18 protein-coding genes and 1 tRNA gene are annotated in these 23157 nt (G+C 31.2%); 5 read left to right on the plus strand and 14 right to left on the minus strand.

The annotated features are described in order from the left end of the window. Window positions 1–73: 73 nt before the first annotated feature. On the minus strand, window positions 74–1174 hold the full coding sequence (dprA, locus tag OIU83_RS18560) for a DNA-processing protein DprA (protein ID WP_264207756.1): 1101 nt from the start codon (window positions 1172–1174) through the stop codon (window positions 74–76). Window positions 1175–1414: 240 nt separating this feature from the next. Here dprA and OIU83_RS18565 point away from each other — a divergent pair, with 240 nt between their 5' ends. Beyond that, the gene (locus tag OIU83_RS18565; RefSeq protein ID WP_264207757.1) at window positions 1415–2362 is read left to right on the plus strand and encodes an HU domain-containing protein; all 948 of its coding nucleotides are present in this window, start codon (window positions 1415–1417) and stop codon (window positions 2360–2362) included. 54 nt (window positions 2363–2416) lie between these two features. Here the strand turns inward: OIU83_RS18565 and OIU83_RS18570 are convergent, their stop codons facing one another. From OIU83_RS18570 to OIU83_RS18600, 7 genes are all read right to left on the minus strand, one after another. Next, window positions 2417–4684, minus strand: a complete 2268-nt coding sequence (locus OIU83_RS18570) for a helix-turn-helix domain-containing protein (RefSeq protein WP_264207758.1) — start codon at window positions 4682–4684, stop codon at window positions 2417–2419. Between the two features lie 161 nt (window positions 4685–4845). Next, a complete protein-coding gene (locus tag OIU83_RS18575; RefSeq protein ID WP_264207759.1) occupies window positions 4846–5433 on the minus strand; it encodes an OmpH family outer membrane protein in 588 nt (195 codons plus the stop codon). A gap of 246 nt (window positions 5434–5679) precedes the next feature. Then, complete coding sequence (locus tag OIU83_RS18580) at window positions 5680–6528, minus strand: class I SAM-dependent methyltransferase (protein ID WP_264207760.1); 849 nt, start codon at window positions 6526–6528, stop codon at window positions 5680–5682. 100 nt (window positions 6529–6628) lie between these two features. Continuing rightward, on the minus strand, window positions 6629–7093 hold the full coding sequence (locus OIU83_RS18585) for a hypothetical protein (RefSeq protein WP_264207761.1): 465 nt from the start codon (window positions 7091–7093) through the stop codon (window positions 6629–6631). A 593-nt stretch (window positions 7094–7686) separates the two neighbouring features. Continuing rightward, window positions 7687–9558: a tRNA uridine-5-carboxymethylaminomethyl(34) synthesis enzyme MnmG gene (gene mnmG / locus OIU83_RS18590; protein ID WP_264207762.1), complete on the minus strand. Its 1872-nt coding sequence runs from the start codon at window positions 9556–9558 to the stop codon at window positions 7687–7689. 147 nt (window positions 9559–9705) lie between these two features. Next, complete coding sequence (gene ybeY / locus OIU83_RS18595; protein ID WP_264207763.1) at window positions 9706–10125, minus strand: rRNA maturation RNase YbeY; 420 nt, start codon at window positions 10123–10125, stop codon at window positions 9706–9708. Beyond that, window positions 10122–13442 (minus strand): hypothetical protein, encoded by a 3321-nt coding sequence (locus OIU83_RS18600; RefSeq protein WP_264207764.1) that lies wholly within the window; start codon window positions 13440–13442, stop codon window positions 10122–10124. Before OIU83_RS18600 ends, ybeY begins: the two co-directional genes overlap by 4 nt. Before the next feature lie 164 nt (window positions 13443–13606). On the opposite strand from OIU83_RS18600, the gene gltX reads away from it, so the two are divergent. Beyond that, complete coding sequence (gene gltX, locus OIU83_RS18605) at window positions 13607–15130, plus strand: glutamate--tRNA ligase (protein WP_264207765.1); 1524 nt, start codon at window positions 13607–13609, stop codon at window positions 15128–15130. A gap of 146 nt (window positions 15131–15276) precedes the next feature. Then, window positions 15277–16254: an SPFH domain-containing protein gene (locus OIU83_RS18610; protein WP_264207766.1), complete on the plus strand. Its 978-nt coding sequence runs from the start codon at window positions 15277–15279 to the stop codon at window positions 16252–16254. A 27-nt stretch (window positions 16255–16281) separates the two neighbouring features. Here the strand turns inward: OIU83_RS18610 and OIU83_RS18615 are convergent, their stop codons facing one another. From OIU83_RS18615 to OIU83_RS18635, 5 genes are all read right to left on the minus strand, one after another. Continuing rightward, window positions 16282–16536: a DUF6327 family protein gene (locus tag OIU83_RS18615; RefSeq protein ID WP_264207767.1), complete on the minus strand. Its 255-nt coding sequence runs from the start codon at window positions 16534–16536 to the stop codon at window positions 16282–16284. A 3-nt stretch (window positions 16537–16539) separates the two neighbouring features. Then, the gene (locus tag OIU83_RS18620; protein ID WP_264207768.1) at window positions 16540–16890 is read right to left on the minus strand and encodes a competence protein; all 351 of its coding nucleotides are present in this window, start codon (window positions 16888–16890) and stop codon (window positions 16540–16542) included. 146 nt (window positions 16891–17036) lie between these two features. Continuing rightward, window positions 17037–17366: a YtxH domain-containing protein gene (locus tag OIU83_RS18625; RefSeq protein ID WP_264207769.1), complete on the minus strand. Its 330-nt coding sequence runs from the start codon at window positions 17364–17366 to the stop codon at window positions 17037–17039. Window positions 17367–17447: 81 nt separating this feature from the next. After that, the gene (locus OIU83_RS18630) at window positions 17448–17927 is read right to left on the minus strand and encodes a hypothetical protein (RefSeq protein ID WP_264207770.1); all 480 of its coding nucleotides are present in this window, start codon (window positions 17925–17927) and stop codon (window positions 17448–17450) included. 1460 nt (window positions 17928–19387) lie between these two features. Then, the gene (locus OIU83_RS18635) at window positions 19388–21508 is read right to left on the minus strand and encodes a glutamine--tRNA ligase/YqeY domain fusion protein (protein WP_264207771.1); all 2121 of its coding nucleotides are present in this window, start codon (window positions 21506–21508) and stop codon (window positions 19388–19390) included. A gap of 118 nt (window positions 21509–21626) precedes the next feature. Here OIU83_RS18635 and folB point away from each other — a divergent pair, with 118 nt between their 5' ends. Both folB and OIU83_RS18645 read left to right on the plus strand, forming a co-directional pair. Beyond that, the gene (folB, locus tag OIU83_RS18640; RefSeq protein ID WP_264207772.1) at window positions 21627–21989 is read left to right on the plus strand and encodes a dihydroneopterin aldolase; all 363 of its coding nucleotides are present in this window, start codon (window positions 21627–21629) and stop codon (window positions 21987–21989) included. A gap of 112 nt (window positions 21990–22101) precedes the next feature. Then, window positions 22102–22172 (plus strand) — tRNA-Cys (locus OIU83_RS18645). A gap of 299 nt (window positions 22173–22471) precedes the next feature. Here the strand turns inward: OIU83_RS18645 and OIU83_RS18650 are convergent. After that, the gene (locus tag OIU83_RS18650) at window positions 22472–23149 is read right to left on the minus strand and encodes a LysE family translocator (RefSeq protein ID WP_264207773.1); all 678 of its coding nucleotides are present in this window, start codon (window positions 23147–23149) and stop codon (window positions 22472–22474) included. Window positions 23150–23157 lie beyond the last annotated feature (8 nt).

Consider the following 23157-nt stretch of genomic DNA (forward strand, 5'->3'; position numbering starts at 1 on the left):
TTAGAAAGATTTTGCAGGTTTTTTTTCATGTTAATACTAAATCGATTTAGTATTAACATGAAAAATTTTAAATTCAAATAGCCTCAAATAACTTCCCAGGTAAAGGACGAATAACTCCTTTGAGTTCCATATTCAGTAATAAACCTGAGATTTTGTAAATCGGGAAATTGCATTTTAAAGCAATAGTATCCATTAAATCCTTCCCTGTTTTTAATAAATAATCATAAATTTTCTGTTCATCGGGTTCTAATTCTACAAATAATTGCTTCTGTACTGATTTAGACTTGTTTTCGACGTCCCAGTTTAAAATATAAACCAAATCGGCTGCATTGGTTAGTACGTTTGCTTTTTGGGTCTTAATTAAGTTATTACAACCTTGGCTGTATTTATCTGTTACTCGACCAGGAACAGCAAACACATCCCGATTATAATCATTAGCCATGTTCGCAGTAATTAGAGATCCACCTTTATCGGCAGATTCAATAACAATTGTAGCTTCGCTCATACCGGCTACGATACGGTTTCGACGTACAAAATTTTCTTTATCAGGATTAGAAGAGCTCCAAAATTCTGTCATAAAACCTCCGTTTTGCTCTACTTTGGCAACATATCTTTTATGGGTTTTAGGATATATTTGGTTTAAACCATGAGCGACAACTCCAATAGTCTGGAGATTATTTTCAATCGCCAATTGATGCGCTACAATATCAACACCGTAAGCAAAACCACTAACAATAACTGGGTCTAAAGGGGCCAAATCTTCTATTAGTTTTTTGCAAAATTCCATTCCGTACGATGTGATTTGTCGCGTTCCAACGATACTTATGATCTTTTTATTCTTTAAATCAATGTTTCCAGAGCTAAATAGCAAAACAGGAGAATCGATACAATGTTTCAATCGATCAGGATAGGATTCTTCCTGAAAAAAGGTTATATTAATATCGTTTGAACCTATAAAATCAAGCTCTTTCTGTGCTTTTTCAAAAATAGATTTTTCTTTAATATTTCTTAGTAAAAAGGATCCAACTCCATCAATTGAAGCAAGTTGTGCCAATTTTGTTTTAAAAATTGCTTCGGCAGAACCACAATGCAATAATAGCTTTTTTGCCATTATATCTCCCACTCCTTCAACCCTTTGTAAAGCCAATAAATAAAATAATTCCTGTTCTGACATTTGCTTCTGTAATTCTATTTGTAAAAACGAAATAAAAATATATTCCGCACTTAGCAAAGATGCTAATTTAAAGTAAATTCTTCCTAAAAAAATAAATTTAAAATATTTAAGAAATAAAAACGAAAAATTACTTTAAAATTAAATAGCTGAATTACAGATACATAAAATCAAATCGACGATTGTTAATAAAAATTGTGAATAAAGTTTTGATAACTATTTTCGTTACCTAACTTTGTTACTATGAAAATCGAAACTTACATCTCGCAGTTATTGTATCGTTATCAGTGTGTAACGGTTCCTGGGTTTGGAGCTTTTTTAACCGAAATTCAATCGGCACAACTTAATGAAAGTTCAAATTCATTTTTTCCACCGAAAAAAATGATCTCGTTTAATGCACTCATCAAAAACAATGATGGATTGCTTGCAAATCATATTGCACAAACTGAGAAAACATCTTATAAATTTGCTGTTAGTGCATTACATTATGAGGTTTTGAGTTGGAAAAAAGAATTAGAAGATAATGGTTTTCTTTCCATAAAAAACATTGGCGAAATTAGAATGAACGCCGATAAAAACCTTGTGTTTACACCAAACGAGCAGAATAATTATTTAGCAACTTCATTTGGATTAAGTCCGTTTGTTTCTCCAATGGTAAAAAGAGAAATTTTCGAAAAACAAGTCGAAGCTTTTGAACTAGAAAATGCCAATGAAAACGAAGTAATTGAATTATCTGGATATAAAAATTCTTATTTAAAATATGCTGCAATTTTTATACTTGCATTAGGTGTGACTGGTAGTATTGGATATCCGATGTATCAAAATCAAATTGCGGCTAAAACTGTTCTAGTAGAAAGTGCTGTTCAAAAACAAGTACAAAACAAAATTCAGGAAGCTACTTTTTTTATCAAAAACCCAATGCCAGCGGTAACTCTTTCTGTAAAAGAAGATAAATTACCAATGCCTTATCACATTATGGCAGGCGCTTTTAGAAGTGAAAAAAATGCTCAAAAGGCTTATGACAAGTTAATAAAAGCTGGATACGAAGCCAAATTAATTCCTGCAAACAAACACGGTCTTTTCCCTGTTTTATATGGTAGTTATGCTACAATGCGTGAAGCAGAAAAAGCGCAAAAAGAAATACAGAAAACTATAAATCCTGATGCTTGGATTCTTATAGAAACGCTATAAAAACAAAAACCTATTCGAAAGAATAGGTTTTTTATGCTTAAAAATTACTGCATCTTAATTCAAACTTGCTTTAAACATACGCAGTTCATCCCAAGAAAACTTTTCTCCGTGTTTCTCTTTCAATCCATTAAGAGATTCTTCCTGATAAAATTTAAAAGCCTCTGTTAATGCTGCAATTTTCTCCGCAGGTAAAACATCAGTAACCGAAATAACTTTCGTCTGGATCAGCTTTACCAAATGAGATTCAATTGTTTGTGGTGTTAGTTTTCGGATGTTGGCAATCTCTTTAATAGAAATTTTTTCCTGCCATAATTCATACGTTTCCTCTACAGTAGATTTTTTAATCGTTTTTTCTTTCGGCTTTTTGGCAGAATAACGTTCAACTGGCTCATCATCATCCAATAAATCTGCATTCTTACTTTTGAAATTATCTCGGATAATAGTCGTTTTCTTCGACTTATAACTTTTGATCTCTGGCGATGTTAATTTATCTTTGGATATGGTTTCTCCTGCAACAACAGTTTCTATCAGTAATCTAGCCTTCATTAAGCGCAAAACAGCTTTTGTTTGTAACTCCTCAAGCCAGTTTAATTCATCATAAAAAGCTTTTGCTTTTTTAACGCGTTGGATTTCTTCAATTTTATATAAAAGCTCATAAACCAATTCGTCCATAGGTTTCATAAAATATCCATAAGCTGCTTCTATTCGCTCCGAAACATGAATTAAATCAACCGTTTCATTATTAAAAATTCTATTTAGCTGAATGATGAACTTTTTAGCAGGATCTACCAGTGATTCTATTATCAAAGTCTGCTTTTTTGCCCACAGCGCATGCTTTCCTTTTTCAGAACTTTCAGATTTTTCGTTATAGCTGTATTGATGATTGCGCCATTCCTGTGCAAGATCTGCCCAATCAAAACTGTTAGCCAGATACTTATGTATAAAATTCTTGGTTTCGAAGTGTAACGAATTTTTTAATAATTCTTCCGAAGCTTTGTTCAAAGCATAATCCATCACATCCTGATCGTTCGAAATACCATTCATTCGTAGCGGAGAAAGCAAAATAAGCCCATTTAAAGAACGCAAACGTGATAATGCAACATAAGCCTGTCCTGGAAGAAAAACTTGCGATACATCGAGCGCAGCTTTATCAAAAGTTAAACCTTGACTTTTATGAACCGTAATTGCCCAAGCGAGTTTGATCGGATATTGTACAAAAGTACCTAGAACCTCCTCCTCTATTTCCTGAGTCATTTCATCGACTTTGTATCGAATATTCTGCCATTCGTATTTTTCAACTTCAATGGTTTTATCTTCATCTGGAAAATGAACCATAATTTCCTGGCTTGATAGCGATTTTATCACGCCCATTTTACCGTTGAAATAATTTTTATCAAAAGACAAATCGTTTTTAACAAACATAACCTGAGCGCCAATTTTTAATTGAAGATTTGGGTCAAGTGGGTAAATTTTTTCAGGAAAATCACCTACAATATCAGGAAAATAATTATTCATTTTTCCTTTTAAGTCATTAATCGCCTGATTATTAATTGCATCTGCCTTGGCATTATGCGTAGTAAGAGTTATATATCCCGGATTGTTTTTTAAATCAAAATCTGGTTGAACGTACTGGTTTAAACTCTGAATATCTTGTGGAGTTATTTGATTGTTTCTCAGATTATTTAAAACCGAAATAAAAGCATCATCCGTCTGGCGGAAAATTTTCGATAATTCGATATACAACGGCGGATTTTGCTGAATTACATGTGAATGAAAAAAGAATTTCCCACGATAATACGTTCTTAAAGTTCTCCATTCTTCATCACGAATTACGGGTGGTAATTGCAATAAATCACCGATGAATAAAACCTGAACACCACCAAATGGGTTACTATTTTTACGAACAGTTTGCATCATAAAATCCATAGCATCAAGCAAATCGGCACGAAGCATACTAACTTCATCTATAACCAACAACTCCATATTACGGATAACAGCACGCTTTACATTGTTCATTTTAAAATGCCTGCGCAAAGTTGCCTTCGTTTCAAACTTGGTAGTTTCCGAAAATTGAGGCGAAGAATTATCAGGAATAAAACCTGCAAATGGCAACTGAAACATCGAATGAATCGTAACACCACCGGCATTAAGAGCAGCAATTCCTGTAGGCGCAACGACAACAGTATTTTTGTGCGTTGTTTCAATAATTTCACGCAATAATGTGGTTTTTCCAGTCCCCGCTTTTCCTGTGAGGAAAATCGAGCGTTGCGTTTGATTAATGAACTGTAGCGTATAGGAAGTGGCTTCGGAAATGTTTTGCATTAGGCTTATTTTAATAACTAAAATATGGAAATTCTTTTTTAGAAAATCATTTTACAAAAGTAGAAGAACATATTGAAGTTAACCACCCTATTGAGGATAATTTATAATAAAAAAAGCCTATATCTGGAGATATAGGCTTTAAAAATAGTAGTTAGTTTGTATTATTTTTTTGCAGCTGTAGTATCTTTTGCTTTAGCATCAGATTTAGTATCTAATTTCGTACCAGCTTTATAATTGTCGTTTAATGCTTTAACGATATCTTTAGTGATATCATATTTCTCCTCAGCATATAAAATCGAAGCAGCATCACCTGTTCCGTAAATGTAAGAGTACCCTTTTTCTTTACCGTAGTTCTTGATGAATTTTTTAACACCAGTAACCAAAGTATCCATTTCGGCACCACTTTCTTGTTGCAATTGTTGAGCAAGCGCTTGTTGAGCATACCCTAATTGTTGCTCTCTTTTTTGCAATTCAGCACCTCTTTGTTGTGCCCATGCTTGACCATTGGCTTGAGCCTGACTTTGGAAATTAGCAGCATCTTGTTTGAAACGAGTAATCTCGGCTTGAAGCTGTCTCCCTTTTTCTTCTGCTTGTGCTTTGTATTTAGCTTCAAGATCTTTTGCTTCAGTGTACTCTTTCATTAAAACTGAAGTGTCAACGTAAGCTGTTTTTACTTCCTTAACTTCTGCTGTTTTATTACAAGCAACAACTGAAATTGAAAGTGCGATAATTACTAATGCTTTTTTCATTTTGTTAATTTCTATTTTTTTTAAGTATGAAAGACAAAAATATAAAAAAATCAATAGCACCGACATAAAGTTTAAAAAATGCACGATTTTTATAGTATCAATTTTTGTTATCAAACCCAGATTATTTATAATTTACTGCTATTAATATTGGATTTACCAGCCTTTATTTAAGACGTTTTCTCAAAAAAGGCATACAAATGCCTATTTACCACCAAAAACATGCTTTAAAGTGGCTAAAAATACGTTTTACTTGTTTTTTAAGACGTAAATGTGCGATGAATATTCCAAAGTACGTTTTGCTTTCCAATTTGATTTTAAACCAACAAAAAATGCTGATACGTAATTCATTTTTCCGGTTTTGTATTTTTCCGAAAGTAAGCTCACATAAAAAGAATCAAATTTCATTGGAAGAATTTTTTCAAGACGCATATCTACTTTTCCAAAAAGAGACTGAATCGCTTTTTTTGAGAAATGCCAAAAATGAATTGGCACATCATAAGCCGCCCAAAATTCCTTATAATGATTTGCATCAAAAGATTTAAAATTTGGAACTGCTACAATTAACGTTCCAGTTGGTTTTAATAATCGCTTTAATTCCTGAATTTGAAATTCTAAATTTGGTACATGTTCCAAAACATGCCACATCGTAATTACGTCAAAAGAATTATTTTCTAAGTTCGAAATTTTTTCAACAAAAGAAATCCCCTTTTTTATAGCAATAGATTTTGCTCTGTCGCTCGGTTCTACTCCAACAGTCTCCCAACCATTTTCTTTAGCTGTTAATAAAAAATCTCCGGTTCCGGCACCAATGTCTAAAATTCTTCCTTTTTGCGGATTTTGAGAATTGATCAAATCCAATTTATTTTTTAAAGCAATATTTTTCACAATGTGATATGCTTTTTCAAATAACGAACGTTTGTTATCTGTGTGCGAAATATAATCTTCACTTTCGTAATATTTCCCCAAATTATTTTCGTTTGGTTGTGGAGATGTGATTAACATGTCCAAAGTTTCATCATGATACAATTCAAAAGTTTCTTTAGAAACCGAATGATCTTTTACAGTAAGAAAGTGTTTTTTGTTTAAAACGTCCATTTTTTAATTATAGGTATTTTTGGTTTATTTTTATAGTAAACCCTAAAAACGAAATTTATCATTTTTAGGGTTTATTGTACTTAAATATTTTATTTTCTATTTAATGCTTCCAATTAATTTTGACTGCTGATATTTTTTCGTTTTCCATTCTTGTTTCATTACAAACTGTAAAGCCATTTTTCACATAAAACAACAACGGCGATTTATACGGTTCATTATCCTGTTTTAAATCATTGTTATGATCTACAACCCACCCATTCAAATTAGTGTTGTTTTTTTTTAATTCTTCAATCAATAATGAACCTTTACCTGTTCCCTGAATTTGATTGTCTACAATTATTGCAAACCAATCTTCATCATCTCTAAAAAAAGTAAACGCCCATCCTTTAATTTTATTTCTACCATCAATTAACAAATGATGTTTTAAATTAGATAAACCGTTTAAATACAAGTCAAAATCTTTAATTGTATTATATTTTAGTTTCTCTGGGTATTCATTGTTCCAAAGTTGCAATAAGGAATTATTTTGTTCTAATGATAAAACTTCTACCTGAACTATCGTCATATTCTAAAATTTAAAAATTCAATTTCCTCAACAAAATCATGCATTCGCAAAGTAGTTTCACGTGGAACATAGTGATTATAGATTTCAGTCTCCAAGTTCCAGAATAGATTTTAGATTTCCTTGAGATCAAAAAAATCATTCTATAAAACAACGATCAAACAAACTGATTTCACGTGGAACATAAATATTTTAAATTTCGTTCTCGAATCATTGCGATACATTTTGGAATAAATTCAAAACCAGAAATTCTCAGCAAAATCAAGTATTCCCAAAGTAGTTTCACGTGGAACATTCTTCAGTTTCGGTTTTTAGTTTACATTCTCAGTTTAGAGCAACAGAACAAATTTCTTTAAAATATTTAAATACTACAAACATTTCCAACCCAAACCGAAGCTTTGGCACTAAAAACTAAAAAAATAATCCAAACGTGTGAAATAACAAAACCATAAAAAGACGCACTACTGTGCGTCTCTACTTATAATACGAACTAATTGAAAATAATCAAATTTTCACAAAACAGCTTAATGTCTAATATTTCAAATTCCAGCATACTGAGACTAAAAACTGAATACTGGTATCGAATACTAAGAAACTTACCTTCCCATGTAAATCAATAATACCGAAATATCACTTGGAGAAACTCCGCTTATTCTTGAAGCTTGGGAAATTGTCACAGGACGAATTTTACCAAGTTTTTGCTTTGCTTCAATCGACATTGATTTAATTTTATTATAATCAAAATTTTCAGGGATTTTCACTTCTTCAAGTCTTGTTAACTTATCCGCGTTATTTCTTTCTTTTTCAATATAACCAGAATACTTAACTTGAATTTCGGCTTGTTCGAGGATTTCCTGATCTACATCATTCCCTGCAATATATTCTTTTACTTTATCAAATTTCATAATATCCTCCAAATCGATTTGAGGACGAGAGAAAACTTTAAACATTTTATCTCCTTGAGAAATTAGAGCTGTTCCCTTAGATTCCAAAATCGGATTCGCTTCTACAACAGAAACACTCGTTTCTTTGAAAAAAGCAACCATTTTTTCAGATTCATTCAATTTATGCTCCATTCTACGCAAACGTTTCTCCGAAGCTAAACCAATTTCGTAAGACATTGGCGTTAATCTGAAATCGGCATTGTCTTGACGCAACAATGTTCTATACTCTGCACGAGAAGTAAACATACGATAAGGTTCTTCTGTTCCCTTCGTAATTAGGTCATCTATTAAAACACCAATATACGCTTCATCACGTTTTAAAATTAATGGTGCTTTTTCGTGTACTTTCAAATGTGCATTTATTCCAGCCATCAAACCTTGAGAAGCTGCTTCTTCATATCCTGTCGTTCCGTTTATTTGTCCCGCAAAATATAAACCCTCGACTAATTTAGTTTCAAGCGTATGCTTTAGCTGCGTTGGCGGAAAGTAGTCATATTCGATAGCGTAACCTGGGCGGAAAAATTTCACCTTTTCAAAACCAACAACTGAACGCAAAGCTTTAAACTGAATATCCTCTGGTAAAGAAGTAGAAAATCCATTTACATAAACCTCACAAGTATTCCACCCTTCTGGCTCCACAAATAACTGATGACGTTCTTTATCAGCAAAACGATTAATTTTATCTTCTATCGAAGGACAATATCTAGGGCCGATACTTTTTATTCTTCCGTTAAACATTGGAGAACGATCAAAACCAGATCTCAAAATATCATGAACATCCAAGGACGTATAAGTCATGTGACACGATCTTTGATGAACCAGCGGTGAAGTGACATCCGAGTATGAAAACTTATCAGGCTTAGCATCTCCTTTTTCTTCGTTCATTTTAGAATAATCCAAAGAACGCCCATCCACTCGTGGAGGCGTTCCAGTTTTCATTCTTCCAGATTCAAAACCTGCCTGAACCAAATCCTCTGTAATTCCGTATGCAGCACTTTCGCCAGCTCTACCTCCACCAAATTGTTTATCTCCGATATGAATCAAACCGTTCAAGAAAGTTCCGTTTGTCAAAACAACCGATTTGGAACGAATTTCAATTCCAAGTGAAGTTCTAACTCCTTTTATCTTTCCGTTTTCAATTATCAATCCTTTGACCATTTCTTGGTAAAAATCAAGATTTGGAGTTCCCTCCAACATCATTCGCCATTCTTCGGCAAAACGCATTCGATCACTTTGAACCCTTGGCGACCACATTGCTGGGCCTTTGGATTTGTTCAACATCTTAAATTGAATTGCCGTGCGGTCGGAAACGATTCCTGAATATCCACCAAGCGCATCAATCTCACGTACAATTTGCCCTTTGGCAATTCCTCCCATTGCAGGGTTGCAAGACATCTGAGCAATGTTTTGCAAACTCATTGTTACAAGCAAAGTCTTCGATCCAAGATTTGCGGCTGCTGCCGCAGCCTCTGAACCAGCATGACCTGCGCCAACTACAATAACATCGTATTCTTCTAAAAACATTTTGATATAGATTTTTTCTTAATGCTTCACATTCGAAACAACTCAGAAACAAATTAAAATAATTTCATGTTCCACGTGGAACACATAAAGTAAAACTTAAAACTCATGTTCCACGTGGAACATGTTGTTTGAGATGTTGGGATTTAATTAACGTTCCACGTGGAACATTGAAATTTTTTCCTCTTCCTTAGAGCGCATTAAAGCTGCTTCACTTTCGGATTTATCCTTATATCCACAGTAATGTAATATCCCATGAGCCAATACTCGCTTCAATTCATTCTCAAATGGAACGTTAAAATCCGTTGCGTTGTCACGAACTCTTTCAACAGAAACAAATATATCACCGTTTAGTTCGTTGCCAACAGTATAATCAAAACTGATAATATCCGTAAGGGTATCATGATTAAGATACTCAACGTTTATTTTATGAAGGTATTCATCGTTACAAAATATATAACTTATCTCCCCTTCTTTTTTATTCTCTGAAAGAATTACAGCCGATAGCCACTCTTCAAACGCCACTTCGTTATCTAAAACAAAGTCTGTCTCGTAATTAAAATTGATCATTTTGTATTAAAATATTCTTGAACCTTTTGATTAAAATTCGAGCGCAAAGGTAATGATTGTCTATTTAAAATCTCTATGCTATTTAAATAATCTGATAATGACCTTGGCAACGCATTCGATTGATTATTAAATTCTTTTCTATTTGTTTCGGATTGTCGCTTGTTCTCCTGACCTTGTTCCTGAACAGCATTATTAAGTTTTAATAGTTCTTGTTGTATATTCAATATACGCTGCAAATTTTCATTCTTAAATCCTTTGTTTAATAATTGTTTTTCGAGTTGTTTCATTTGGTCAAATGCATTTTGACCATTAGGACCAAGACCTTGTTTAGCTAATTCTTTTTGCAAAGCTTCTCTAAGCTGAACTTGTTCTTTATAAATTTCCATTATCTCCTGAGCATTTCCTTCTCCATCTTCTCCATTATCTCCATTTTCACCAGACTTTCCTTTACCACCAGACTTAGAATCTTTACCATTCTTACCTTCTTTTCCCCTACCTTGCTCCTGACCTTTCTCCATTCCATCTTTCATTTTCTTACCTAGCCCTTCTTGCTTTTTCATAATGTCCGGCAATTGCATACCTTCTCCTTGACCTGGTTTAGGCTTACCTGAACTAGCACCCGACATAGACATTTGCATATTGCTTAATAAATCACTCAGGAAATCTGCCAGTTTATTAGCAGAAGAAACAGCATACTGTTGATGAGAAACACCTTTGGGAATCTGGACATCGGTTAAAGTCTCCAAAGCTTTATCCATATTATATTGTACATTACCTATTTCTTTGGTAACATCTTCGGCTACTTTTGGGTTACGTAAAGACAGAGCAAACAAGCTATCATCAATATGTTTGAATTGCAACTTTAAGTTTTGCTGAATTTTTATATTCTTATTAAACACAGAAGAACCAAGTTTAAGAGATTTAAACTGTAGCATAACTGCCTCCTCAGATAAAGAAAAAGCCAAGAGATTGTCAAGAATCTGACGTAACATCTTTACATCTTCCTCTAGTTGTTCCTGCTCAGAACCTTCCATTCCCTCTTTCATTTTGGCTGCCATGTCTTTCATTTTTTTAGCAGCATTCTTCTGTTTAGGTTTAGCTCCAGCGCTATTATTCTTCTTTAACTCTTCAGATGCTTTTTGCAAATCGTTATCAATATCTTTTTCTTTACTAGCATCAGCAGGAATTTCCATTGGAGATTTCAATGACTTATTCTCCTCTTTTAAATCCTTTAAGTCTTGCTGAAGTTTATCAAATTCTTTATTAATCTCATCCTGCTTTTGAGAAGTATTCTCTTTGTCTTTATTAGAAAGCTGCTCTTGTTTATCTGCTAACTTATCTAGTTTATCTTTTAATTGTTCTGCCTTTTTAGATACATAATATCTCTTTGTAAGTTCAACTAATTGCTCTAGATTCTTCGATTGATTTTTAGAAATCTGTTTAAACTTATCTATCTTATCAAATAATTCTTCGCTCTTAATTTTATCGTTTAAATCTTTAAGTTCGTCCATCAACTTTTGATTTTTCTCTAAATCTTTATCAGCATTATCCAATCTCTTTTGTAAATCTTCGATGGTCTGATCTTTCTTTTCCGTCTTGAACTTATCCAAATTCTTATTCATCTTCTCTGCAAATTCTTTCATCATTTGGTCCTGTTGCTTCTGACGTTTGATGAAATCATTTACTTTTTGTTGGTCTTTAAACTCTAAATTATTCTTTTCCTTACCTACTTTTTGAAGCTTTTCTAATTCGGAAATTTGCTTATCCTGACTTTTTAAAGATTTAGATAAAGCATTAATATTACTATTTTGTTGTTCTAAGTCATGCTCATGTAATTCATCATTAGTAGCAACTCTATCTGAAAATACAGTTGACTTTGCACTCTTGAAATTATGCGGTGCATCGTTATCAAAAACTTCAAAATAATATTCATAAGATACACCTTGCTCAACAGGGAGGTTACTTGGGAAAGAAAAAACAAACTGATCGAAAACATTGTTCTTAATGGCAATTGTTCCACGTTTGGCAGTGTTAGGTTTGTTGTGTTCGTAGTACACAACTTGTAGTTTCGACAATCCATAATCATCAGATAATTGTCCCAACATATAGTCCTTACCAAGCTTCAAACTATCGGGAGCAACACTTACACTGATTGTTGGGAACTGATCTTTGATAACTGAAAGCTGATAATTGAGTTTTTCGTAGTTTTTAACCTTATTATTAGATGTAAGAATTTGATATTCTGTATTTTGAGTTATATTTTTAGATAAAACAAAGCTGTTTTCTGCTTTAGCAAAAGGAATAGACGAACTTCCTTCTTTCCAATCAACATTTTGAGTCGATTTAGTATTCATTTTCCAAGTTACACGAGTACCTTCTGGTAAGATTGCATTACCCGTTCCACTAATAGTTTCATTCTTTTTATTTAAATAAGACGGAAAATTTAATTGCATTTCGAAGTTTGCAATAGACGGAACTGTAATAACTTTCAATTCATATGAAGGAGAAGTAACAAGATTACCTTCTAAATAAAATTCAACATTAGTACTAGGTTTCTCAATCTTGAATTCGAAAACTCCAGGTTTAGTAGATTCCATAAAATAACTTTCGTTATCAATATGAATCATAACATTCTCAGGAATTACTTTCCCTTCTGACTGAACTTGAAGAATGAAGTCTTTGTTTTGTTCTGTTTGTAAATTAGAATTTAAAACCACAAACTTAAAAGGAGCTGGTGGTAAGAAAGCAGCATTAAAGTGCACTACCCTATTCAAACTTTGAGAAAGAATATTGCTGTTTCCAGAAACATAAAAAACTAAAAAGAAAAGAATTGGTATTAATGCAAGAGGTAAATATTTCTTATTTGCATTAAGATTTATAGCATTACTAAAAGGAATTGGTTGTAATGAATTTGCTTTTTGTTCTATCGAAGCCAACATCAATTCTGATCTATCGCCATTATTATCCTCAGCAGAAAGCTGCAAAAAGTTTGTTAGTTTATCATTTACATCAGTGAAATGATTACCAATAATAGCTGAAGCCTGATTGTAATCAATTCCTTTTTGAAGTTTGAATAGTTTAAAAACGGGAAACATTATAAAACGAAATAACAGAAAAACTTCTACACATATAAAAGCACAGAATAATAGTGTTCTTCCTACTGGCTTTAACCAAAGAAAATATTCAATGAAAAGGGTAAATAAAAAGTATAATAAACCAAATCCAGTAAAAAGAAGCAAGCCTCGAATCAACTCATTGGTGTAATATTTCCTGATAAAATCCTCTAACTTTTGATATATAAATGGAACTGTTTTCAAAATAGTAATCTGTTTTACTTATAACCTATAAAAGTAGTAATTTTAATTAGATAATGATCAATTAGAAAATTAGTCAATTGAACTGCAAGCAACACATTATCACATTAAAACTCATTTTCAAATTCTCTAATTAGAATCGTATCTTTGCATCAAAATTTAAACAAATGTCAAAGCAAGTTCGTGTGCGTTTTGCACCAAGTCCGACAGGACCATTACATATTGGTGGTGTTCGTACTGCCCTATTTAATTATTTATTTGCAAAAAAACATAACGGTGTTTTTTATCTTAGAATTGAAGATACTGACCAAACCCGTTTTGTTCCTGGTGCCGAAGAATATATCATGGAAGCATTAGAATGGTTAGGAATTTCTCCTGAAGAAACTGTAGGTAAAAATGAAAAATTTGGACCTTACCGTCAGAGTGATCGTAAAGAATTATACCTACAATATGCCGATCAATTGATCAATTCGGGATGGGCTTATTATGCATTTGATACCCCAGAATCATTAGATGCTCATAGAAAACAACACGAAGCCGAAGGAAAAACATTTATATACAATCATCATAATCGTGAAAAACTAGATACTTCTCTAGTAATTTCTGCAGAAGAAACTGCTAAGAGAATTGCAAATGGTGAACATTATGTAATCCGTTTTAAAACTCCGGTTAACGAAACATTACATTTACAAGATATTATTCGTGGTGAAGTTAAGTTTGAAACTAATCTTTTAGATGATAAAGTTTTGTTTAAAAGTGATGGTATGCCTACTTACCATTTGGCAAATATTGTAGATGACCATTTGATGGAAACATCTCATGTAATTCGTGGTGAAGAATGGTTACCATCTATGCCTTTACACGTTTTATTATACAGAGCTTTTGGTTGGGATGCTCCAGAATTTGCACATTTACCATTAATTTTAAAACCAATTGGTAACGGAAAATTATCTAAAAGAGATGGTGATAAACTTGGTTTCCCAGTATTCCCATTAGAGTGGAAAACAGAAGAAGGTGTTTCATCTGGTTACAGAGAAAAAGGATTTTTCCCAGAAGCAGTTATAAACTTCCTAGCTTTATTAGGTTGGAATGATGGAACTGACAAAGAAATCTTTTCTTTAGATGAATTAGTAGAAGCATTTGATTTGAACAGAGTTCATAAATCGGGAGCAAAATTTGATCCAGAAAAAAACAAATGGTTCAATCACCAACATTTGATAAAACAAAATAATGAAGATTTAGCCAAAGACTTCACTCCTATTTTAGTTGAAAAAGGATTCTCGTCCTTCGACTCCGCTCAGGATGACATAACGAAGCTTACAAAAATCGTTTCTTTGATAAAAGAACGTGCTCATTTTGTTTCTGAATTTTGGGAATTAAGTGATTTCTTTTTCCAGGCGCCAACATCTTATGATGAAAAAGCAAGCAAAAACTGGAAAGAAGAAACTCCAGCTTTAATGCAAGAACTAACATCTGTTCTAGAAAATATTGAAGATTTTACATCTGTAAATATTGAAACTATAGTAAAAGATTGGATGACAAAAAATGAAATCGGTATGGGTAAAGTAATGCAACCTTTCCGTTTGAGTTTAGTTGGAGCTCTCAAAGGTCCTCACCTATTTGACATTGTAGAAATCATTGGAAAAGAAGAAACAATCTCAAGAATTCAGAAAGCAATAGTGACTTTATAAACAAATAAAGCCAACAATTATAAGAGCGTTAGGAAGACCAAAAACTGGGATTCTTAACGCTTTTTTATTTTAATGAAAACATAACGTTTTAAAATGGAAGAAATTTCGTAATTTGACAATTAATATTTAAACTAAATTTATCTGTTATGAACATTCCTTTTATTATCCTTATAATCTTCGGATTATTTATTTTCCTGTCCTCGTTCTTTACGGTGAAACAACAAACATCTGTAATTATAGAACGTTTTGGAAAATTTCTAAGTGTGAGAACTTCCGGTTTACAATTAAAAATACCCATGATTGATAGAATTGCCGGACGTGTGAATCTTAAAATTCAACAGCTTGATGTGATCATTGAAACAAAAACTAAAGACAATGTTTTTGTAAAACTTAAAGTATCTGTACAATTTATGGTTATCAAAGAAACCGTTTATGATGCTTTCTATAAATTAGAATATCCACACGATCAAATTACTTCTTATGTATTTGATGTTGTTCGTGCCGAAGTTCCGAAACTAAAATTGGATGATGTTTTTGAAAGAAAAGATGATATTGCAATTGCAGTAAAAAGAGAATTGAACGAAGCAATGACAACTTATGGATATACAATTATCAATACATTGGTAACTGATATTGATCCAGATATCCAGGTAAAAAATGCGATGAACAGAATTAATGCTGCTGATAGAGAAAAAACTGTAGCAGAATTTGAGGCTGAAGCATCTAGAATTAGGATTGTTGCAAAAGCAAAAGCTGAAGCAGAAAGCAAGAGATTACAAGGTCAAGGTATTGCCGATCAAAGAAGAGAGATTGCAAGAGGTCTTGTAGAAAGTGTTGATGTGTTGAATAAAGTTGGAATTAATTCTCAAGAAGCTTCAGCATTAATTGTAGTTACTCAACATTATGATACACTACAAGCAATTGGTGCAGATGCAAATTCAAACTTAATTTTATTACCAAATTCGCCACAAGCAGGAAGCGATATGTTGAATAATATGGTTGCATCTTTTAGTGCTTCAAATCAAGTTGGTGAAATGATGAAGAAAAACAATAAAAAGGTTAAACCAAAAACGGATATAAAACCAGATTATGAAACTCCTGAAACTCCAGAAGCAACAGAATAATCACAAAAATTCATATAAAAAAAGAGGCTAATGGCCTCTTTTTTTGTTCATAAACCATCCTATTAAATATGGAATGGCAGCTTGAATTATTTTCATATAAGAATTCGAAAGAATCGTTTTATAAGATCCCAAGAATCCGTTAATTATATTATGAGGCTCTAAAGACTCCTTGGTTTTTTGAACACTTAAAACTAATTTTTGATAATTAATTTGTTTCTCTATTTTCAAAATTTCCAATTCTCTATCAATTTGCGCGTATGATGAGTACTTTTTAGTTTCCATAGTTTAGTCGTTAAAAAAGATATGTGAAAATTTACCTAGAATTGGGCCTTCAACTATTTTATCTCTTATAAAGAAAATAAGTATTGTCGCTATCAAATATAATCCAGCTACAATAAGAAAACCAAAAGTATAACTTCCTAATGCATTGCTAATTGCAAAAGCTGCAGCAAAAGATCCAAATAACATGACCATACAGAAGCACAATGAAAGTAAAATGAATTTAAAAATTACTGTTGTAGATTTCATTGCTACTTTAAAACCCCACAGCTTATAATAAGCAAGATGACTATCAACATAAGCTTTCGCCTGATCTTGGATATTTTCGGTATGTTCTTTTAATTCTTCAAAAGCCATAATAACAATTTTAATTGATTTTAATAAAAAATGCAAAGTACACAATGAAACCAAAGTATTGTAATTCTTAAAATTAATTAAAAATTTTGAAACAATAACAATAAAATTCAATGTGTACTTTGCTTAATGCCTTAAAATAAAGCTATTTATTTATGAAGTTTCGCGTTCTGTGTTTTTAAGTCAGCCAATTTAGATTCAAGAAACGTAATTACTTCTTCGGTTTTATAACTCATATTAGAAAGTAAATTTTCATAAGTTCCATCTAAATCTTCTTTCGCATTCAAAAACTTTTCACGTAATTCATCAGTCGAAGATTCTAATTTATGTTTTAAATGATGTTTTGCATCATCAATCCCATGTTTAATACGTCCTCTGGTTTTTGAACCTTTATCTGGTGCAAACAAAATTCCAATCCCTGCTCCTATCGCTGCACCAGTAAGAAGTGCCAATATTGTGTTTCCTGTGTTGTTTGACATAACTATAAATTTTAAAAGTTAATAATAAAGGTAATCAAATTTGATAGATAAAATTCTGATTAATATATGTTTAATATAATTTTAATATATGTAAGCAACTGCCTGGTATTTTCCATCTGGTTTTTCGACAATAGAAACAAATGGATAACCATTATCTGCAGACTTAGTTTTAATACGTCTTTCTGTTTGCTCTCTTAAAGCCAAAGGAGATTCTCCCTTAGTTTTTGTAGCCATTCCAGAAAAAATTTCAACTTCTTTGAGTCCAATAGTTTGGCTTGGTTTCAAAACTTTCACTGAACTATAATCCTTTTTATTCGAAACAATAATTTTGGGAGAAATAGATTCCGATTTTGAACTTCCATTTTCGTTCAAAGAAGAAACAGCATATTTACTAATCGTAAATTGTTCCATACTTCCATTCAATGAATAATAAAGAAGATCATTATCTTGCTTTATATAATTAACATCTAATTGTTCTCCATTATGTTTCACTATTTTATGAGTTTGCGAAAAAGCAAAACTTGTAAATAATATACCTAAGATTAAAAATTTAATTTTCATAAATACTGTTATTAAGTTTAAAATATAAATTAAACCTCGTAAAGCAGATTTTTAAAAATGAAATAAATAATTTTAAAATAAGCAAAAAACTAATTTAGGCGATTTTACTAATTATGATATGGAGTTGAAAAAACACTTTAAAAAAAGTATTATCAAAACTAAATCACAATCAAAATACAAACGATAAATCAATTTTTAGAATTTTGTTTAAAATCAATCAAAAACTAAAATTTACATAATTACAAATTTTGAGATTTAAGAAATGATTTTTCAATCATAGCCCATTCCATTTTTATTTTTAAAATGAGTCAAATTGACATTTTAAAAATTGCCTTTTTGGGTTTTTATAAAAATAACACTTTTATGACAATTTCTATGTTAAGAACCCGTTAAACCAGTCTAAATTTGACTAAAAATTAAAATAAAGCACGCTAATTAATCCTTTTTACAAAACCAATATTAGAGTTATCCAATTTCAGAAAACGCCTTAAAAACAATCTATGGAAGCTGTTTTTAATCTATAAAAACTATACTTAAATAAAAAACTATAACAAATACTGATAATAGTGAAAACTATAAAAATTTGCATTTTATATGATTAAAAATGATACTTAACTCTAAACCTATTTTTGCAATAAAATTTTATTAGTTGACAGATTTCTATTTTAAGAGGAATCTAAATAATCTTAAAATTCCATTTTTTAAAATCTAAAAAGTAAAATACAGACAAAACAAAAAATAGAATTGTTAGTTGTCCAAAATATATCAAAATTGGAAAGATCCTGTACTTATAAACAATTCAATGTTAACAATGACTAAATCATATTGAAATTAGGTCTAAAATTAAAATAAAGAATTCTAATCAATTATTTTTACTAAACCAACAAAAGAGTCATCATAATTATAAAAGCGTCTTAAAAACAATATATGAAAGCTGTTTTTAATCTATAAAAACTATAAAAATTATAAAAACAATAATTAATACTAATAATAGATAAAATATAAATATTATAAAATTTACATAATTAAAATTGATACTTAGTTTTATCTCATTTTTGAAAAATATTTTTTCAATGAGCAGAATTATTTTTAGAGGAATCGAAATTATTTTAAATATGAAATGTAAAAAACAGAAATGTAAAACAGTAGCAAAGTGAAAAATTGAATTGAATATCGTGCAAAATACATCAGAATTGTAAATATCTTGTACTTATAAACATTTCGATGTTAACAACGACAAAATCATCTTGAAATTAAGTCTAAAATTAAAATAAAGAACGATAATTAATCATTTTTATAAAAACGGTAATTATACTGACTGATTATAAAAAACGTCTTAAAATCAATTTATGGAGGTTGATTTCAATCTAATAAATCTATATAATTTTAATTTTAGATAGAAATTATAAATAATAAAAAAAGCGCTTATAAAAAGCGCTTTTCGATAAATAAAATTGATATTATTTTTTTAACATTTCTTCCAAAAGTTCCTTTTCTCTATCGGAAGCATTTTTTGGAGGATTTGAATTTAATTTTTGAATTTCTTCTTCAAACTGTTTTACAAATTCAGAATCTGATTCTTTATCTCTTAAATTCAAAAGTGCTTTCGATCGAACATAAGTAGATTCACTTCGTAAGGACATTGTATAAAACTTTTTGATTTCTTCAACATCAAAATCAGAAGATTTTAAATTTGAAAACTTCAAGATGAAATTAGCAAACAACAAAGAACTCTTATTATTATTAATATTCTTTTTGAAAGAATTTTGCAATAAAGAAAAACTAGAAATAGTTGCGATGGTCTCCCCTATTGCATTTTCAATTGCTAAGCGTTCCGGTTTAGTTTCAACTTTAAAATATTTGTTGATTTCTTTTAAGGAATTATTAATGCTATTTTCTTCTTTTTTACCTTTTTCTTCCCAAGCATCTTTAAGTCCAACAGTTTTGTTAAATACTAATTTTGAAGGAGTTGAATCTTTATCAACGGTAAAATAACCTAAACGTTGGAACTGAAATTTATCTTCATTTTGAGATGTTGATAAACTTGGTTCAACAAATCCGGTAACAATTTCTAATGAATTTGGATTAACAAAATCTAAGAAATTTTTCTCTTTATAACTATCTGGTGCTTCATCTGTAAACAAACGATCGTATAAACGAACTTCGGCTTCTATAGCGTGAGCAATCGAAACCCAATGTAAGGTTCCAGATACTTTGCGTTGGCTTGCTTCGCTCCCACTTCCGCTTAAAGAATCGGTGTCATAAGTAACATGAATTTCGGTAATATTACCATTAGAATCTTTTATAACACTTTCTCCTTTAATGATATATGCATTTTTAAGACGTACTTCTTTTCCTAATGTTAAACGGAAAAATTTAGCAGGAGCTTCTTCTAAAAAGTCTTCTCTTTCTATATATAATTCTCTAGAAAAAGGAACTTTTCTGAATCCTGCGCTTTCATCTTCCTGGTTATTTTCGGCTTCAAGCCATTCTTCTTTTCCTTCAGGATAATTGTTAATAACCAATTTTATGGGATCTAAAACTGCCATTACACGAGGTGCAATTTTGTTTAAATCTTCACGAATACAAAACTCTAAAACAGATACACTTATTAAATTATCACGTTTTGCAATTCCTGTTGAATTAGCAAAATTACGTAATGAAGCAGCTGTATATCCTCTTCTTCTCAATCCAGAAATAGTTGACATTCTTGGATCATCCCAACCGTTAACATGTTGTTCTTTAACTAATTGTTGTAACTTTCTTTTGCTTACAACTGTATGCGAAAGATTACGTCTTGCAAATTCTCTTTGCTTAGGACGTAGTTTATTATCATCTATAATTTGGTCCAAAAACCAATCGTATAATTCACGGTGAGGCAAAAATTCTAGTGTACAAAATGAATGTGAAATTTCTTCCAGATAATCACTTTGTCCATGTGCCCAATCATACATTGGATAAATTTTCCATGCATCACCAGTTCTATGATGTTCTTTATGCAAAATTCTGTACATGATAGGATCACGCATCAACATATTAGTTGATTTCATGTCTATTTTTGCACGAAGAATATGAGTTCCAGCCTCAAATTTACCATTTCTCATTCTTTCGAATAAGTCTAAATTCTCTTCTACAGAACGGTTTCTATATGGACTATCTGTACCTGTTGTTGATGGAGTTCCTTTTTGGATCGCCATATCTTCAGATGATTGACTATCAACATAAGCTTTATCTTTTTTAATTAATAAAACTGCCCAATCATATAATTGTTGAAAATAATCGGATGCATAACGTTCTTCTGCCCAAGTATAACCTAGCCATTCTACATCTTTTTTAATTGCATCAACAAATTCTTGTTCTTCTTTTTCGGGATTGGTATCATCAAAACGTAAATTTACAGGAGATTGATAATCAATTCCTAAACCAAAATTTAATGCAATAGAACTTGCGTGACCAATGTGTAAATAACCATTTGGTTCTGGTGGAAAACGAAAATGAAGTTTATTTTTTGATAGACCTGATTTTAAATCTTCTTCTATGATTTGTTCAATAAAATTGAGTGATTTCTCTTCTGATGCCATTATTTTATAGTAATTTTAGCAAAGATAAAAAAGTTTACAGTTTTAGGTTTACAGTTTACATTTTTCTTTAGAAACTTCTCAGTAAACCTGAAACTTAGAACAAGAAATTAAAATTAAAATGGGAATTATTAAGCTAAAAAATATCCGTACTTTTTCTTACCACGGATGTTTAATTGAAGAAGGAAAAATTGGATCTGATTACGAAGTGAATTTAGAAATTCATGCTAATTTAAGAAAATCTGCAGACTCTGATCATCTTGCCGATACAGTAGATTATGTACATTTAAACAAAATTGTTGAAGAAGAAATGGCAATTCGATCAAAATTATTAGAACATGTTGCCAAAAGAATCAATACTAGGGTTCTGGAAGAAATACCTATGATTACAAAAACAATAGTCGAAGTATCTAAAATTAATCCTCCTATTGGCGGTGATGTTGAGTCGGTTACTATTAGGATGAAAGATACTAGAAAGAAATAATTTTGTGGATAAATCATATCTAAAATGATTTCTTATAAAAAAAATAAAAATAGTTGGCTTTAAGTTTTTAAAATTTAAAGATTATGGTTACTTTTGCCATCCGTTCAACAATGGCGTCGTGGCCGAGCGGCTAGGCTGGGCTCTGCAAAAGCTCCTACTCCGGTTCGAATCCGGACGATGCCTCAAAAACCTTCAAAGAAATTTGGAGGTTTTTTTTGTGCTTAATTTTTCCTCAATATTGTCAGACTAAGCGGAGTCGAATTCCATCTAATAACTCTACAATCTAAAAAATACTTTATCTTATTTCAATCTTTTAAATGACTGAATTATGATTATCATATTTAGAAATAGAGTAAATACTCAATCCATTTTCTCAGAAAGACAAGTCTGTATTTAGTTTTATGTATAATACTTTCGTTTATGAACATAAAAAAACCTCTCGTAATGAGAGGTTTAAACCTATATTATTGAGTTATTAACAACTACTTTTCTATCTTTTCAAAAGCGTTTCTAACCATTTGTTTTTCTTTTGGAAACCATCCCTGAACTATTAAAACAAATCCAAAAACCATCAAAACAATACTAATTCCCTTTTTAATTTTAAGAATATTAGTAGGTGTCATTTTAGATTTTAATTGTTTTGCTAAAGCAATTTTTATACAATCAATCACTAAATAAGTTAATATAACTGTAATAAAAAATGTCATCATTCTAGAGGTTTGCATTTCTAATTTTGGACCTATAGAAATGATTATAGCCATCCAAAAACCCAGAACTCCAATATTAATAACGTTTAATAAGAAACCTTTGGCAAAAAGACTCGCATAATTTCTTTTGATTATATCACGATCAATTTCTTCATCATTAAACTTCTCTTCTTTTTTGAGTTTAACAAACGAAATAATACCATAAGCCAGCATAATGATTCCACCAAATATAAAAAGTGCAGGTTTATCCTGTAAACTTTTTATTAATCGATAACTTCCTAAATAAGCAATTGCTATAAAGAATATATCTCCTAAAATTACACCAAGATCAAAAACTAGTGCAGCTCTAAAACCTTTGGTAATACTTGTTTCAAGTAATATAAAAAATACCGGGCCAACCATAAAGCTTAAAAAAACTCCCCATGGAATCCCTGCTAAAATATCATTTATCATTAAAATAC

It is taken from the genome of Flavobacterium shii (assembly GCF_025847235.1).
Classification (GTDB): domain Bacteria; phylum Bacteroidota; class Bacteroidia; order Flavobacteriales; family Flavobacteriaceae; genus Flavobacterium; species Flavobacterium shii.